The sequence below is a fragment of the Hyphomicrobiaceae bacterium genome (assembly GCA_041397645.1).
Classification (GTDB): domain Bacteria; phylum Pseudomonadota; class Alphaproteobacteria; order Rhizobiales; family Hyphomicrobiaceae; genus Hyphomicrobium_B.
Genome location: JAWKWE010000004.1, coordinates 2,144,578 through 2,160,067, shown reverse-complemented (window position 1 = coordinate 2,160,067; position 15,490 = coordinate 2,144,578). Strand labels below are relative to the sequence as shown.

Annotated in this window: 13 protein-coding genes and 3 tRNA genes; 14 read left to right on the top strand and 2 right to left on the bottom strand. The window is 59.3% G+C overall.

Annotated elements, in window-relative coordinates:
* Nucleotides 1-75: 75 nt before the first annotated feature.
* Entirely contained in the window at nt 76-795 is a 720-nt protein-coding gene (rlmB, locus tag R3D51_10100; GenBank protein ID MEZ5899832.1) for a 23S rRNA (guanosine(2251)-2'-O)-methyltransferase RlmB, read from the bottom strand.
* Between the two features lie 365 nt (nt 796-1,160).
* On the opposite strand from rlmB, the gene R3D51_10095 reads away from it, so the two are divergent.
* The 7 genes from R3D51_10095 to R3D51_10065 all read left to right on the top strand — a co-directional run bounded on the left by R3D51_10095 (nt 1,161) and on the right by R3D51_10065 (nt 10,247).
* Nucleotides 1,161-1,245, top strand: a tRNA-Tyr gene (locus R3D51_10095).
* A gap of 188 nt (nt 1,246-1,433) precedes the next feature.
* Complete coding sequence (locus R3D51_10090; protein ID MEZ5899831.1) at nt 1,434-2,549, top strand: efflux RND transporter periplasmic adaptor subunit; 1,116 nt, start codon at nt 1,434-1,436, stop codon at nt 2,547-2,549.
* 66 nt (nt 2,550-2,615) lie between these two features.
* Nucleotides 2,616-5,771 (top strand): multidrug efflux RND transporter permease subunit, encoded by a 3,156-nt coding sequence (locus R3D51_10085; GenBank protein MEZ5899830.1) that lies wholly within the window; start codon nt 2,616-2,618, stop codon nt 5,769-5,771.
* 281 nt (nt 5,772-6,052) lie between these two features.
* Nucleotides 6,053-8,188, top strand: coding sequence for a heavy metal translocating P-type ATPase (locus R3D51_10080; GenBank protein MEZ5899829.1), 2,136 nt, complete (start codon nt 6,053-6,055; stop codon nt 8,186-8,188).
* A 25-nt stretch (nt 8,189-8,213) separates the two neighbouring features.
* Complete coding sequence (locus R3D51_10075) at nt 8,214-9,341, top strand: acyltransferase (GenBank protein MEZ5899828.1); 1,128 nt, start codon at nt 8,214-8,216, stop codon at nt 9,339-9,341.
* A 188-nt stretch (nt 9,342-9,529) separates the two neighbouring features.
* Nucleotides 9,530-9,603, top strand: a tRNA-Gly gene (locus R3D51_10070).
* A gap of 320 nt (nt 9,604-9,923) precedes the next feature.
* Entirely contained in the window at nt 9,924-10,247 is a 324-nt protein-coding gene (locus tag R3D51_10065) for a YbjQ family protein (GenBank protein MEZ5899827.1), read from the top strand.
* 42 nt (nt 10,248-10,289) lie between these two features.
* On the opposite strand, the gene R3D51_10060 is transcribed toward R3D51_10065, so the two are convergent.
* Complete coding sequence (locus tag R3D51_10060; protein ID MEZ5899826.1) at nt 10,290-11,483, bottom strand: DUF4375 domain-containing protein; 1,194 nt, start codon at nt 11,481-11,483, stop codon at nt 10,290-10,292.
* Nucleotides 11,484-11,698: 215 nt separating this feature from the next.
* Between R3D51_10060 and R3D51_10055 the strand changes: the two genes are divergently transcribed.
* The 7 genes from R3D51_10055 to rplL all read left to right on the top strand — a co-directional run bounded on the left by R3D51_10055 (nt 11,699) and on the right by rplL (nt 15,453).
* Nucleotides 11,699-11,774, top strand: a tRNA-Trp gene (locus tag R3D51_10055).
* Between the two features lie 91 nt (nt 11,775-11,865).
* Nucleotides 11,866-12,063 (top strand): preprotein translocase subunit SecE, encoded by a 198-nt coding sequence (gene secE, locus R3D51_10050; protein ID MEZ5899825.1) that lies wholly within the window; start codon nt 11,866-11,868, stop codon nt 12,061-12,063.
* Nucleotides 12,064-12,091: 28 nt separating this feature from the next.
* Nucleotides 12,092-12,667, top strand: coding sequence for a transcription termination/antitermination protein NusG (gene nusG, locus R3D51_10045; GenBank protein MEZ5899824.1), 576 nt, complete (start codon nt 12,092-12,094; stop codon nt 12,665-12,667).
* 238 nt (nt 12,668-12,905) lie between these two features.
* On the top strand, nt 12,906-13,352 hold the full coding sequence (rplK, locus tag R3D51_10040; GenBank protein ID MEZ5899823.1) for a 50S ribosomal protein L11: 447 nt from the start codon (nt 12,906-12,908) through the stop codon (nt 13,350-13,352).
* 6 nt (nt 13,353-13,358) lie between these two features.
* On the top strand, nt 13,359-14,114 hold the full coding sequence (gene rplA / locus R3D51_10035; GenBank protein ID MEZ5899822.1) for a 50S ribosomal protein L1: 756 nt from the start codon (nt 13,359-13,361) through the stop codon (nt 14,112-14,114).
* A gap of 346 nt (nt 14,115-14,460) precedes the next feature.
* The gene (rplJ, locus tag R3D51_10030) at nt 14,461-14,979 is read left to right on the top strand and encodes a 50S ribosomal protein L10 (protein MEZ5899821.1); all 519 of its coding nucleotides are present in this window, start codon (nt 14,461-14,463) and stop codon (nt 14,977-14,979) included.
* A 96-nt stretch (nt 14,980-15,075) separates the two neighbouring features.
* Nucleotides 15,076-15,453, top strand: a complete 378-nt coding sequence (gene rplL, locus R3D51_10025) for a 50S ribosomal protein L7/L12 (GenBank protein ID MEZ5899820.1) — start codon at nt 15,076-15,078, stop codon at nt 15,451-15,453.
* Nucleotides 15,454-15,490: the final 37 nt, after the last annotated feature.

The following is a 15,490-nucleotide window of genomic DNA, read 5'->3' as shown; positions in this document are numbered from 1 at the left end:
AGCATTACATGCGGTCCGGGTCCGGGGCCGCATTTTTGTTTGCCAGGACAGCTATGATCAACCGACGGTGGTTGATCAGCTCTTGGCCTTTGCGCGGGCTACCAGGGCGGCATGCAGCGCCACCGCAGCCGCATTCGACACGTTGAGGCTTGCCAGTGGACCGTCGGTCGTGATGCGGGCAAGCTGATCGCAGGTCTTGCCTGTCAACTCGCGCAGCCCCTTGCCCTCCGCCCCCATGACCAAAGCGGTTGGGCGCGACCAGTCCAGCTCTTCGATGGCGTCTTGAGCTTCGCCGTCGAGACCGACGACAAGGAAGCCAACCTCCTTGAGCTCTTCAAGAGCACGCGACAGGTTCTGTACCAGTGCGACGGGAATTAGTTCCAGTGCGCCGGATGCCGACTTTGCCAATACGCCGTTAAGGGGAGGGCTGTGCCGGCGCGTCATCACCAAGCCTGCTGCCCCGAACGCCGCCGCGGAGCGTAAAATAGCACCGACGTTGTGGGGGTCGGTGACTTGATCGAGAACGATGAGCGGGCGACCGCTGGCTTGCGCGACAAGATCCGCAAATTCAGGTTCAGGCAGGGGCTCGGTTTCCAGCATCGCCCCCTGATGAACGGTATCTGCCCCCAGAATGCGATCGAGATCGCGCGGGGTGGCCCGCTCGATGGGGTGGTTCAGCACGCCAACAGCTTCGACAAGGCGCCGCTCGGCATTTTCAGTCAACACGAGGCGGAGGACCTTTCGCGACGGGTTCTTGAGCGCCGCTTCGACGGCGTGCAGTCCGAAGAGACGCAAGGGGCCGTCTTCGCTACGGTCGCTGTCCCGGCGCGAGGCGTGAGGTCGCGCATGGCGTGTTCCGCCTGCGCCCTGGTGGCCTGACCGGCTCGGCGCGCCGGATTTACGGGTCCAGGGCCGCTGTGGGGGGCGGGGTCTGTCTTTGCTCACATTCAGGCCTTGAGGTTGGCGCGCGTCGGTCGAAAAGCGGTGGAATGCCCACGCGCGGGAGAAATCGGAGGCGGACCATGACGCTTTTCCGATTGACAGGAAAGCCCCCCGCGAACATAAGGCAGGCATTGAGGCCCTGCCTTTTCTCCGGCGGGGTCGCTTTCGTTTGGACGCGCTGGGCGTTATCGCTCACAGTTCTAACGCTTGTTGGTCATGGAGGGGTGCCCGAGTGGCTAAAGGGGACGGACTGTAAATCCGTTGGCTTCGCCTACGCTGGTTCGAATCCAGCCCCCTCCACCAATTTATTTGCGCGCCGCCGCCAAGCCTGCCCTGCGCCCAAAAACGTCCTTCCACCTGAATTCCTGAAATCATCGCTCATAAGCCTTTTGTGACAACGATCCTTTGCTTCAGGGTACTTGGGCAAGTTGCCGCATTTCCGTAGAGCCTCTATTGTCAGTCCTGGCGGATTGAATAGGGAACGCGGTCCTATGATGGTAAGGCGAATACTTCTCGTCTCGTTGGCGCTGGCGACATCAACTTGGAGCGCACTGGCTGAAGACAAGCCTGCCGCCGCAGCAGCGCCTCCGCAGCCTTCCGTTCTCGTTGAAACGATCAAGGAAGTTGACGTCGCGTCGTCGCGCTCCTTCACGGGGCGGGTCGAGGCGATGGAGAAGGTGAGCCTGCGCGCTCGCGTGGAGGGTTTTTTGCTCCCTCGTCTTTTCGCGGAGGGTTCGCGCGTCAAGAAAGACGACGTACTATTTGAGATAGATCCAGCTACCTACAAATTGAACGTTGCGTTGGGAGAGGCTAATCTTGCCAGCGCGGAAGCCGCTCGCGATCTCGCGCAGATCATACTCGATCGCCAGAACGATCTGGCAGCACGAAACTCTAACGCGATCTCTAAGCAACAGCTCGATCAGGCCAATGCAAATCTCAAGCAGGCCGTTGCCACTGCGAAAGCGCGCGAACAGGATCTGGAAAACGCCAAACTGCAGCTGGGCTACACGAAGATTGTCGCGCCCTTTGATGGAAGAGTTGGGCGGGCCACGTATTCGACGGGCGAATACGTCAACACGTCCAGTCAGTCGCTTGTCACGCTGGTGCGCGAAGATCCTGTCTACGTGACATTTCCTCTCCCGCAGGCCGTTCGGTTGGAGGTGCGTCGGCAGGACAAGGACAAATCGCAGTATTTCGTGCAGCTGACCTTGGCGGATGGATCGATCTATCCAGAAAAAGGAGCGATTGAATTTTCCGACGTGACCGCCTCCTCTTCAACTGATTCAGTGGCCGTGCGATCGAAGTTTGCAAATCCGAACGGCTTGCTTATCGACCAACAGGTCGTTCAGGCCAACGTAGTCAGCAAGCAGCCTGAGAAGAAAATTGTGATGCCGCAGTCAGCCTTGCTGCTCGATCAGCAAGGAAGCTACGCGCTTACGGTTGCGCCAGATGGCGAGGTCGGGGTAGCGCGGCTGACACTCGGCAAGCAAAGAGGGACGACAATTGTCGTAGAGGCTGGCCTCAAGGTCGGCGACCGGGTGGTGGTCAGCGCGCATCAGAAGGCGCGACCTGGCCAGAAAGTCATTGCGGTCGCCCAATCGGATTAACGGCTCCAACCCTGCGCGCGCTCGCGTGCAGTAATTTTTCACTCTATCAGGATCGAGGCCAACGCGATGATCTCGGATATCTTTATCAAGAGGCCGAGAATGGCGATCGTCATCGCCTTGGTCATCACGATTGCCGGCCTCATCTCTATTCTGTCCATCCCTGTCGCGCAGTATCCCGATATTGCGCCGCCGACTGTGCAGGTGGCTGCAAGTTATTCCGGAGCCGATGCCCGCACGGTCGAGGAAAGTGTCGCTCAGCCGCTGGAAAGCGTCGTCAATGGCGTCAGCGACATGCGCTACATGAAATCGACCTCGTCGAACGATGGCAGCTATACGCTGAGCGTCAGCTTCTCGCTGGCCGCCAATCCCGACATCGCAACGGTGAACGTTCAGAACAACACCAAACAGGCGGAAGCCAAGCTGCCAGAGGATGTTCGCCGTAGCGGGCTTTCGATCAAGAAGGTTTCAACCAGCCTCTTGCAGGTCTTTACATTCCACTCGTCCAAGCCCGAGCACGATCAGCTCTTCATCTCGAACTTCGTGACGATCAACATTGTCGATGAGTTGAAACGTGTCCCCGGAGTCGGCGATGTGGTGAACTTCGGTGCACGCGACTATGCGATGCGCATCTGGATCGATCCCGAGAAGCTCGCAAGTCTCAATCTGACTTCCCAGGATGTTATCGCTGCCGTTGCCTCCCAGAACACGCAGGCTGCTGCCGGGCGCATCGGTGCGGCGCCATTGTCGGAGGATCAGCGGCTCCAGCTGACAATCACGACAAAGGGTCGGCTGACGGATCCCGACGAATTCGGCAACATCATCGTGCGTGGTGAACTTGACGGGTCGGTTGTGCGCGTCAAGGACGTGGCGCGCGTGGAACTGGGCGGCAAAACGTACGATTCCATCAGCACATTCGATGGTAAGCCCTCGAGCCCTTTGGGCGTCTATCTCTCGCCTGGCGCCAATGCGGTTGAAGTCGCAAACGCGGTTTCCAAGCGCCTCGAAGATTTGAGGCCTCGCTTTCCTGAAGGCATTACATATTCTTACATCTACAACACGGCCGATTTCGTGGGGCAGATGATCGACAAGGTCGTTCACACGCTTGGCGAGGCGTTTGCCCTCGTGGCCCTTGTCGTGTTTGTGTTTCTCGGGCGGTGGCGCGCGACGCTCATTCCATTGCTGGCTGTGCCTGTCTCAGTGATTGGAACATTTGCGATCCTGCTCGCGGTCGGCTTCTCGGCCAACATGATCTCGCTTCTGGCAATGGTGCTCGTCATCGGCTTGGTCGTCGACGACGCCATCGTGGTCGTGGAGAATGTCGAGCGCATCCTGGAAGAGCACCCGGAGCTGACTGTTCCCGAGGCCACACATAAGGCGATGAGTGAAATTACTGGCGCAATTATCGCTATTACGCTGGTCTTGTTGTCGGTGTTCGTGCCGGTTGCATTTCTTCCAGGCAGCAGCGGCGTACTATTCCGTCAGTTCGCCATCACCATTTCCGCCGCGATGGTCATCTCCGCCATCGTGGCCCTGACGCTAGCGCCAGCCTTGTGTGCGGTTTTTCTGAAGCCGGGTCACCCCAAAGGCATCATGAAGACAATCACGGGTGCGATCAACGCTACCGGAAACGGCTTTGCATCGGTCGTCACGCGCTTGGTTCGCGTTGCCGCTGTGTCGCTCGCAGTCGTTTTCGCGCTTGGCTTGGCTACAAGGTTTTTGATGTCGGCGACACCCGCAGGGTTTCTGCCGGCCGAGGATCAGGGCTACTTGATAACGGTTGTAACCTTGCCGGCCGGTGCATCGTTAAATCGTACCCAGGAAGCGATGCTGAAGGCGGAAGCCATCCTGCGCAAGGAGCCGACGGTCGGCAATGTCGTTTCTATCGCTGGCTTCGATCTCTTGGGCGGCGGCAGTGCGTCGAACTCGGGCGTGATGTTTTCGCGTCTGAAAGACTACGATTTGCGCACTTCGCCGAATGCCCATTCGACGGTTGTTGCACCGAGGCTGACGCGCGCCCTTGCGGTCATTCCAGATGGCATGTTCTTCACGCTCAATCCGCCTTCTATTCCGGGCATGGGGACGACGGGTGGCTTTGAGTTCATGCTCGAAGCGTTGCAGGGCCAGGAACTGTCCGAAATGGCGGCGGTGGCGCGCGGGCTGATTTTGGCTGCAAGCCAGCGCCCGGAACTCACTGGTGTGTTCACGACCTTCGATGCGTCAACTCCCCAGATTCGTCTGACAATCGATCGCGACAAGGTTGCCGTGCTGGGTGTCAATCTATCAGATCTGTTTTCGGTACTGCAGTCGTCGCTCGGCAGCTACTACATCAACGACTTCAATAGTTTTGGGCGCACCTGGCAGGTCATGGTTCAGGCCGAGCAGGATTATCGTAAATCCATTTCTCAGATCTATGATCTCAAGGTGAAGAATGCTTCAGGTGAAATGGTGCCGCTGTCGTCGCTGGTGCTTGCAGATTTGGAAGCCTCGCCGCGCGCCATCACGCGCTACAACAACTATCGCGCAATTTCGATAACCGGAAACGCTGCGCCAGGGCACGGTGACGGTGACGCCATTCAGGCCATGGAAGAATTGGCGCGCACGACGCTGCCCAACGGATATGGTTATGAATGGACCGGCCAGGCTTTGGAGACCAAGGCCGCCGCGGGGCAAACCGGGATCGTCTTGGGGTTTGGCTTGCTGTTCGCCTATCTCTTCCTGGTCGCGCTTTATGAGAGCTGGAACATTCCTATTCCTGTTCTCCTGTCGGTTTCCGCTGCGATCCTCGGCGCTATTTTCGGTGTTTGGGTGATGGGCGCGAACTTCGATCTATACGCTCAGATCGGCACTGTTATGCTTATCGCGCTCGCGGCCAAGAATGCGATTCTTATCGTCGAAGTTGCTGTGCAGCTACGCGAGGAGGGCAATGACATCGTGCATGCTGCGATCCATGCGTCCCATCAACGCTTCCGACCCGTCATGATGACAAGCATCGCGTTTATCGCTGGGCTAGTGCCGCTCATCATCGCGCATGGTCCAGGTGCCGATAGTATGTATGCCGTGGGGCTGCCCGTGATCTTCGGAATGTTGGCCGCCTCGTTTGCTGGTATTCTTATCATTCCGATGCTGTACGTGACCTTCCAACACCTGCGCGAAGGTAACTGGTTCGGCCGGCGCAATGCGCGAGGCGAAGGCGATACCGCTCCGCCCGCTGCCACAAGTTGACGCCGCTGGAATGTCTGCCCACCAGGCATTCGGTTCGGGAGGTTATTGCACGCGCCGTCTTCACCTCTTAAGCATCGCTCAGGAGACAAACCGAAGGCCAGTCAGGGGGCGGGGCAGTGCCGGATTTCACCTCGGAGCGATTTCAACGCCGCGCATTGGTCTTCATCGCGTTGGCCGGTCTGACGTCGGGCGCGCTAGCGTGGGTTGCGGGTGCCCCGCGGTTGGCCCAGGCCTGCTGGGCGGCTGGCACAATTCCGGTCGTCATCGGTCTTTTTATCTCGATGGTGCGCGATTTGCTCGCCGGTCGGATGGGTGTCGACGCCGTCGCGTTCGTGTCGATGACGGCGGCCCTCGTTCTTGGCGAGAACCTTGCCGCTGTCGTTGTTGCGGTCATGTATGCGGGTGGCAATCTTCTTGAGGATTTTGCGGTTGCTCGCGCAGAACGTGACCTCAAATCGCTGGTAGACCGCGCACCGCGCCTTGCACACCGGGTCGTTGACGGGACCGTCGAAGATGTCGGCATCGAGGCGGTCGCGCCCGGCGAAATTCTTTTGGTGCGGGCGGGCGAGGTCATCGGCGTAGATGGTGTCGTTGTGGACGAAGGAGCGGTCATCGATGAATCCGCTCTGACAGGCGAACCCATCCCCGTAACGCGAGCGCGAGGTGAGGCGGTGCGCTCCGGCACGATCAATGTCGGTGAGACGTTCCAGATGCGTGCCACTGCGACGGCCAGTGAGAGCACATACGCCGGCATTGTCCGTCTTGTCACCGCCGCGCAAACGGCGAAGGCGCCCTTCATTCGCATCGCGGACAAGTATGCATTGTTGCTTCTGCCTGCCACGCTGTTGCTGGCGGGCGCGGCATGGATGTGGAGTGGCGACCCGGTGCGCGCGCTTGCGGTTCTGGTGGCCTCGACGCCGTGCCCCTTGATCCTCGCGGCGCCAGTAGCATTCATTGCAGGTGTATCGCGGGCAGCGCGCCGCGGCATTCTGATCAAGGGCGGTGCCGCACTGGAAGCCTTGGCGCGGGTCCACACGGTGATGTTTGATAAGACCGGCACGCTCACGGTTGGAGGCGCGCGCCTTGTCGCTGTCGAGGCAGCTCCCGGCGAGGATGCCGGAAATGTGCTGCGCCTTGCGGCTTCCCTTGAGCAGGCGTCACAGCACGTCGTGGCGGATGCAATCGTGGAAGCCGCACGCGCACGCGGAATCGCGCTGGTGCAGCCTCACGACGTTCGCGAAACCCGCGGATCGGGACTGGAAGGAATGGTCGGTGTTGAGAAAATCAAAGCCGGTTCCTACGAACTAGTCACCGGGGCCATGCACCCCATGGGATGGGCCGCGCGCGCTCTTCGCCGAGCCTCTTGGCGCTCCGCCTTGAGCGTATTCGTTGCGCGCGACGGCGATACTATCGGCGCGATCCTGTTGGCTGATGAATTACGCCGTGACACGCCGCGCGCCGTGCAAGGACTGCGTGCGAGTGGCGTGAAGCGCATCGTGATGGTCACGGGCGATCGGGCGGAATCTGCCGAGACCATCGCCGCGGCACTCGACCTCGATGCAGTTTTGGCCAACCGTGTTCCCGCCGAGAAGGTGGAGGCCGTTGCCATGGAGCAGCGCCAGCATCCAACGATCATGGTCGGCGATGGCATCAACGATGCGCCAGCCCTGGCCGCGGCCGATGTCGGCATCGCGATGGGTGCACGCGGCGCCAGCGCCTCGTCTGAAGCTGCCGACGTCGTTGTTCTAGTGGATGCGCTCGATAGGGTTTCCGATGCGGTGTCTATCGCCAAACGAGCGCGCGCAATCGCCGTGCAAAGCATCGTGGCAGGCATGACGCTCTCTGCAGTTGCGATGGTTGCGGCCGCGCTTGGCTACCTGACGCCAGTGGCCGGCGCTTTGACGCAAGAAGGCATCGATGTCGCGGTCATTCTCAACGCTCTTCGGGCGCTCGTGCCGCGCCGGGAATCCAAGCATCCTGTGTTGCAACCCGCCGCGAGCCGTGCCCTGCATCAGGGTCATGCTGAAATCACGCGTGCGCTCGACCGGCTGCGCGAGATCGCGGACGCGCTCGATGAGGCGATGGGGGCTGTCGCGATCGCTCTAATCCTTGAAGCAAACAAGATCGTGGGCGACACGATCGTCACGCACGAACGAGAGGATGAGGCGCTGGTCTATCCGCGGCTTGAAAAAATACTGCATGATGGCTCGGGCTTGGCTGCCATGAGCCGCGCTCATCGCGAAATCCTGCATCTGGCCAGAATGTTGGGACGGCTATCGCATTCCCTGTCGCCGGATGACGCCGACCATTATCTGATCCGGGACGCGCAACGGGTAATCGAGGCTATTGAATCGCTGGTGCGCATCCACAGCGCTCAGGAGGATGACATCTACGACCACGCGGCCGGCGGCGCGTAAGCGGGCTGATTGGAGATCAAACTTGTTGCCCGATAAGCAGGACATCAGCGCCAAAATGGGACGCGTTGCCGAGCTGGATGGACTGAGGGCCGTTTCCGTCATTTTTATTGTCCTTTTTCACCTCACCTACGGCCGCTTAAGCGGCGGCTTTCTTGGGGTTGACATATTCTTTGTGCTTAGCGGGTTTTTGATCACTGAATTGCTGGTGAGAGAATACCAATCGACCGGTAAAGTCGATCTGTTCAAGTTCTATATGCGTAGGGCGTGTCGAATATTGCCTCCCCTGGCCGTGTGTCTCGTGCTTGCGCTAATGTTTTGGCCATCCAATGAAGCAGGTAGGTGGCATGCGGCGGTCGCATCTCTGCTGTTCTATGCCAACTTTCTCGATGCTGAAAAGGCTGGCAGTGTAGGGCACACGTGGTCGCTCGCGCTTGAAGAGCAGTTCTATATTCTATGGCCGACTACATTCATCGTTCTCTTTGCAAGGTCACGCAGGGCATTAGCAGCGTTCGCTTGTTGCATCGTCTTTCTGGCGATTGCGGTCAGATATTCGATGCTTACTGCTGGTGTCGATCTTGATCGCATCTATACAGCGACGCCCGCACGAATGGACTCGCTTATGATTGGATGCCTGGCCGGACTCTGCATGCCGGAACTGCGTTCGTCAGTTTTGTCGATAGGACAGAGGTCGGCTGCGAGAGTCACGCTTGTTGCGTGGTTGGCACTGTTGGCGGCTCTGATTCTCGTATCCGACAACATGATGAAGACATTGCCACTGGCATTCAGTGGTTTTGCCTTGCTGGCAGTCACGTTCATCGTTTTCGTCCAAAGCTGCGCCAGTAACACGCAACGTTTTTTGGCCTCGCCGCAAATGCGATACATCGGAACACGATCTTATGGACTGTACCTCTATCATTATCCAATTTTTGCGGCGCTCGAACCGCTACGCGTGGAGGGCAATCTGGCAAACTATGCAGCGGTCAGTAGCGCAAAGATCGCACTTTCATTGCTGCTAACGGAGGTGTCGTGGCGGCTTTTGGAACAGCAAATTCTGAAGATGAAGAATAGACAGTTTGGCTATGGCAGGAATTTCAGAGCAGCGGATTTACTGAGGGGGTCGGGCAAGGTGCCAACTCGTAAAACGACCATCTGAACTTGCTTTTCGGCCAGTAAGTACCCTTGCGAGCGACTAAAGCCAATTTTCCACCGACGCGGCACTTACGGGCTTCACATTGTGCTCCGAAGCGTCTATCAAGCGGCTCCACGGGGCCGGATGGCAGGGGGCGCGAGGTTTCTTATTGTCGCCAAGCTGCTTAATTATTGAGGTTAGTCGGTCCGTGCGCGGGTGTAGCTCAATGGTAGAGCAGCAGCCTTCCAAGCTGAATACGTGGGTTCGATTCCCATCACCCGCTCCATTGCTTCCATAAATTGTCTCGACACGTGTCAGTGCGCGTCCCGCTTTGCTTGAGCGACGGCTGCAGCCTTGCGGTGGTGGCCGAGCTCCATTGGACGGATCGGATTTGGCCTGCGTTGGCTTGCAGCGTTTCGCGTGTTGAAAAAAAGCAGGCCCGTTGGTGGCGTTCTCTTGCTTTCACGCCAACGCAGGCATAGCCGGCTCGAAGTGCATCGCCTTGGTCCCCAGTTTGCAATGCCGTCGATGGCGTCGCTCCTCGCGTTTCGTCAGACAACACGCTAGTGTCGCCACCCGGTAGGCTGAGCGATCTCAGGAGGCACTATGATCGTCGTCACAACGAACGAAATCGAGGGATATCGCGTCGTGCGCCATCTCGGCATGGTCAAGGGTCTTACGGTGCGCTCCCGCTCCGTCGTAGGCAACCTGGGCGCGGCCATTCAGATTTTCTTTGGCGGCAACATCACCGTTTATACCAAGCTCGCCGAGCAGACCCGTCAGGAGGCATTCGATCTGTTGGTGAAGAACGCGCAGGAGATGGGCGCCAACGCGGTTCTCGCCATGCGCTACGACGCCAATGAGATCGCAGCGGCCGTGACGGAGGTGCTTGCCTACGGTTCTGCGGTCATTATTGAGCCGGTCCGCTGATGCCCGCCTTCGCGGCTTGAAGGCGCCGCGGATTCCCTTGGGCTAGCAGGGCAAAAGTTTGTGCGCTTCCGCATAGCGCAGGATGGCCGACCGCAATCCTGTTGCATTGGTTGCCGAGTGCGGCTTGCTGTTGGTCTGCGCCGTATCCGCGGCATAGAACTCGTCGGTCAATTCGGCGAGTTCCGATTCAAATCCTTCCAGGTCGCGATGACCAAGATAGGAAGCGGCGCGCTTGTCCCGGTCGCGCGGATAGGGTGAGGGAAAGGTTTTCATGGCGCGCTCGAAGAGCTGCGCTTGTTGCGTCAGGTTGAGCGCGCGCAGTCCCGCCAGTACTTCCGGCGCGAACGCCCCCGTTGAATTGAAGAAGAATTGGTGAATTCCACCGTTTTCGAATTCTGAACTGAAGGCATCCAGGGCGATGAGAGTCTGTTCTGGGAAGCTGAGCTTCGCCAGCCGTTGGGGAACGTCCTCGTCATCGGAGCCGGATGGGATTTTGCGCCAGAGATTATCGATCAGTATGCCGAAGCGCCGCTGAGCGCCGATGGCTTTTCGGCGCGCCTCGATGCGATGCCAGAGTTCGTCGCGCCTAGTGACGTAGCCTTCGAGCTCTTGGGCAAACTCGGTCCGTGAAGGGAATTGATTGGCCAGATCCAGAAGTCGGCGGTCGAAGTCGTTGTACTCGCCCTGGCCGTGCGCATAGCCGAAGAACTTCTCTCGGGCTTTCTCGTCGAAGGGGTAGTCTTCGCCGAACAGGGCCATTGCTGTGCCGAAGGTGTCGTAGTCTTTGTGAAGGCCAGCCTCCTTCAGCGCCGAGCGCGCTTGGGGCGCAAGCCCGCCGACGCGCATGAAAAAGAATGAATGCAGGCCATCGCGTCCGAGCCCATCCCAGAGTGTGTAGAGGGTCGCAAGGGTGCGGGTCTGCTCATCTACGCCCTTGAGAGCGTCTGCGAGGGCGGTTCTTGGATCGGTGTCGGCGATGGTCACCCGCACGCTGTACTCGGCTACCGCGTCAGCGATCAGGTCGAAAAAGGGGATCGCATTGTCGGAGCCTGCCTCCGTTGGGCTGGCGCGTAAGGGGCAGCCGTTGTCGGGTGCGCGCGGGCCCGAGGCGGTATCCGATGGCAAAATCCGCGTGGTGGCGGCAGGCGCGGTCTTTTGCGTATCCAGCGCGGTCTCGGGAGCGCCCAACGCTGGCCAGACCAGACAGAGGCAGCTCGTAAGGGTGAGCGCAACCATTGACTTTCTCATGCCGCGAACCATTTTATATATTTCAAAGGCTTGTGTCGGGTTTTTTGCCACAAAATGTGCGGACCAGGGGCCGATTTTGGCGTCAGCATGGCGGCGCAGCAAAATACCTAATGCAGTGGGTGACAAACGCTTAAACATAGTCTAAGGAGACGGGCCTTGGAACAATTCGGCCCAATGTAAGCACCGCAATTGTGGGGCTTTCTAGGGGTGTAGCTCAATTGGTAGAGCGTCGGTCTCCAAAACCGAAGGTCGGGGGTTCGAGACCCTCCGCCCCTGCCATTGCTCCCGGTCTGACTCGCGGCGCCGGCCCCGGAAACGTCCGAGGCAGGTTGCGGCGAGTTGTCGCATGCCCTATCAGGATTGCAGTTTAATGGCGAAGTTGAACCCGATCGCGTTTATTCAGGAAGTCAGGCAAGAAACTGCCAAAGTCACCTGGCCGACGCGCAAAGAGGTTTGGATCACGACTGTGATGGTTCTCATCATGGTCGCGCTCGCCTCTATATTCTTTTTGGTAGTCGATCAGGCTTTGAGTTGGATTGTGCGCCTCGTCTTAGGCTTGGGCGCCTAGTGACTAGCAGGCGAGAGGGCAAGTAAAGATGACGCTCGCGCAGCAACGCGAAGACAAAACGACGGTGCCTGGCACGCGCTGGTATATCGTCCACGCCTATACGAACTTCGAGCGCAAGGTGGCGGACGCCATCCGCGAGCGCGCGAAGGCGGGTAATCTTGAGCATTTGTTCGAAGAGATTGTCGTGCCGACCGAGGAGGTAGTGGAAGTCAAGCGTGGTCGCAAGATCCAGGCCGAGCGCAAATTTCTGCCCGGCTATGTGCTGGTTAAGATGAAGATGACGGACGCTGCGTTCGTCATGATCAAGAATACACCGAAGGTCACGGGCTTTCTTGGCGCCGACAATAAGCCGATGCCGATTTCCGAGGATGAAGCAATGCGCATCCTCAATCAGGTGAAAGAGGGTGTGGAGCGTCCCAAGCCCACGATCACTTTCGAGGTCGGCGAGAACGTCAAGGTTGCCGACGGCCCGTTCGCTTCGTTTACGGGCGTTGTCGAAGAGGTGGACGAGGAGCGTTCGCGCCTCAAGGTGGCCGTGTCGATTTTCGGACGGCCAACGCCGGTCGAACTCGAGTTCGGCCAAGTGGAGAAGATTGCAAGCTGATTGCCGCGCTAAAAGTCGTCTGTCTGAATTTTCGCAGGCAGATGGCGTGTGCAGTGATCGGACCGAAGCTACCGGCGGTTTCGCCGGGAATTGCCGGAGATGAAATCATCGTCGGCAATGACGTGCGGGAGGGCAAACGGACTTTCTTGAAAGTCCATGCCCGCTGAACCGCTAACCCTGGACCAGAGGCGCCTTCGCCAAGGCGCTTTGAGTGTCCTTCAGTGAGCTAGGGGAGACCATGGCGAAGAAAATTGACGGCTACATCAACCTTCAGGTGCCGGCAGGCGCAGCGAATCCCTCGCCGCCAATCGGTCCCGCGCTTGGCCAGCGCGGCGTCAACATCATGGAGTTCTGCAAATCCTTCAACGCCAAGACGAAGGACATCGAGCAGGGCACGCCCATCCCGGTGAAGATCACGGTCTATTCCGACCGTTCCTTCACCTTCGAGATGCGCACGCCGCCTGCCACGTATCTCATCAAGAAGGCCGCCGGTCTGCGCCCGACGGGCAAGGGCGGCACGGGCTCCAAGGAGCCGGGTCGCGCTGTGGCCGGAAACGTGACGATGGCGCAGCTTCGCGACATCGCGAAGGTCAAGATGAAGGACATGAACACCGACGATATCGAAGCCGCCGCGCGGACCCTTGCGGGCAGCGCGCGCTCGATGGGTCTCACGGTGGCGGAGTAAAAAACAATGGCTGATAACAAAGCAAAGCTTTCGCCCGAGCAGATCAAGGCGACACGTCTTGCCGGTGGCAAGCGCATGCTGGCCGTCAAACAGGGTCTGCCCGCGGGCAAGTCCTACCCTGTCGATGAGGCCGTCAAGATTATCAAATCCCGCGCCAAGGCGAAGTTCGATGAAACGGTCGAGATCGCCATGAACCTGGGTGTTGATCCCAAGCACGCCGACCAGATGGTCCGCGGCGTGTGCAACCTGCCCAACGGTTCCGGCCGGACTGCGCGCGTCGCTGTGTTCGCCAAGGGCGCCAAGGCCGATGAGGCGAAGGCTGCCGGAGCAGACATCGTCGGTGCGGAAGATCTGGTCGAGATCGTCTCCAAGGGCACGATCAACTTCGACCGCTGCATCGCGACGCCGGACATGATGGGCCTCGTCGGCCGTCTCGGTAAGGTGCTGGGTCCGCGTGGTCTGATGCCGAACCCGCGCGTCGGTACGGTCACTATGGACGTCACGGGCGCCGTCAAAGGTGCAAAGGGTGGCTCGGTGGAGTTCCGCGTCGAGAAGGCCGGCATCATCCACGCTGGCGTCGGCAAGGCTTCCTTCACGGAAGCGGCGCTGGTGGAGAACATCAAGGCGTTCGTTGACGCTGTGGTCAAGGCCAAGCCGCAGGGCTCCAAGGGCACATACGTCAAGAAGGTCTCGCTGTCTTCGACGATGGGCCCTGGCCTCAAGATCGACACGACGACCGTCGCCTCGGGCCCTGTGGTCTAAGGCACGACACGAGTTTCCAGGGCAACCTGGAATGCCCCGGGCCGGGGCTCTTCGAGCATCGGTCCGGTTCACTGTCCGAGATTGTGGGTGAGCCCGGCGGACTTTCCGCAAGGCTCCTAAGTCTCTCAAGACCGAGGGCCCGCATGAGACAGAAGACGGCTGGATCGCCGGGGCAACCCGATTATCCGGTTTGAACCTTCTGGGTCAGCACCGTGCCGCCTCTTAACGGAGGTTGCCGGTAGTAAGGACAGACCAACCGTCGCCCTCTTCGAAGAGGAGAGAGCGGCAAGGTGCAACCCCGCGGATCGGCTCGCAAGAGGAAAGATCCGCAAGCAGGAGACGAGACGTGGATAGAGCCGCGAAACGTGAGCTCATCGATAACCTCAACGGCGTGTTCAAGGACACGGGCGTTGTCGTTGTCTCCCACTATACCGGTCTCACGGTCGCTCAGATGACCCAGTTCCGTCAGCAGCTCAAAGCTGCCGGCGGCAAGGTCAAGGTGGCCAAGAACCGGCTCGCCAAGATTGCGCTCAAGGACACCGACTACAGCGGCATCGCCGACCTTCTGACGGGACCCACGGTCCTGGCCTACTCGAAGGACCCGATCACTGCCGCCAAGGTCTCTGTCGAGTTTGCCAAGAAGAACGAGAAACTGATCGTTCTTGGTGGCTCGATGGGCACCAACGTCCTCGACGCAAATGGCGTGAAGGCGCTCGCCGAACTGCCCTCGCTCGATGAACTGCGCGCAAAGCTTATCGGTCTTCTCAACGCGCCGGCGACCAAGATCGCCCGCACGGTCAAGGAGCCCGGTGCAAAGCTGGCTCGCGTCATTCAGGCAAAGGCATCGCAGGAAGAGGCCGCTTGATTTCGGGAGAGGCCTCCAAGTGGGCCTCGATGAAAAGCACGATTGGCAGCCACTGGCTGCACTCAACCAACTGGTTCAAACCGAAGGAAGTACATTATGTCGAAGATTGAAAAGATCGTTGATGATCTCTCCAGCCTGACCGTTCTGGAAGCCGCTGAGCTTGCGAAGGCTCTCGAGGAGAAGTGGGGCGTGTCGGCTGCGGCCGCCGTTGCCGTTGCTGCTCCCGCGGCTGGCGGCGCTGGCGCCGCTCCCGTCGAGGAGAAGACGGAGTTCACCGTGTTCCTCATCGCTGGTGGCGACAAGAAGATCAACGTCATCAAGGAAGTCCGCGCCATCACGGGCCTGGGTCTGAAGGAAGCCAAGGACCTCGTCGAAGCTGGCAACAAGGCTGTGAAGGAAGGCGTCTCCAAGGACGAGGCCGCCAAGCTGAAGAAGCAGCTTGAGGACCAGGGCGCAAAGGTCGAGCTGAAGTAATTCGGCTGGGTGTCCCGTCATCTTGTCGGGACACCCG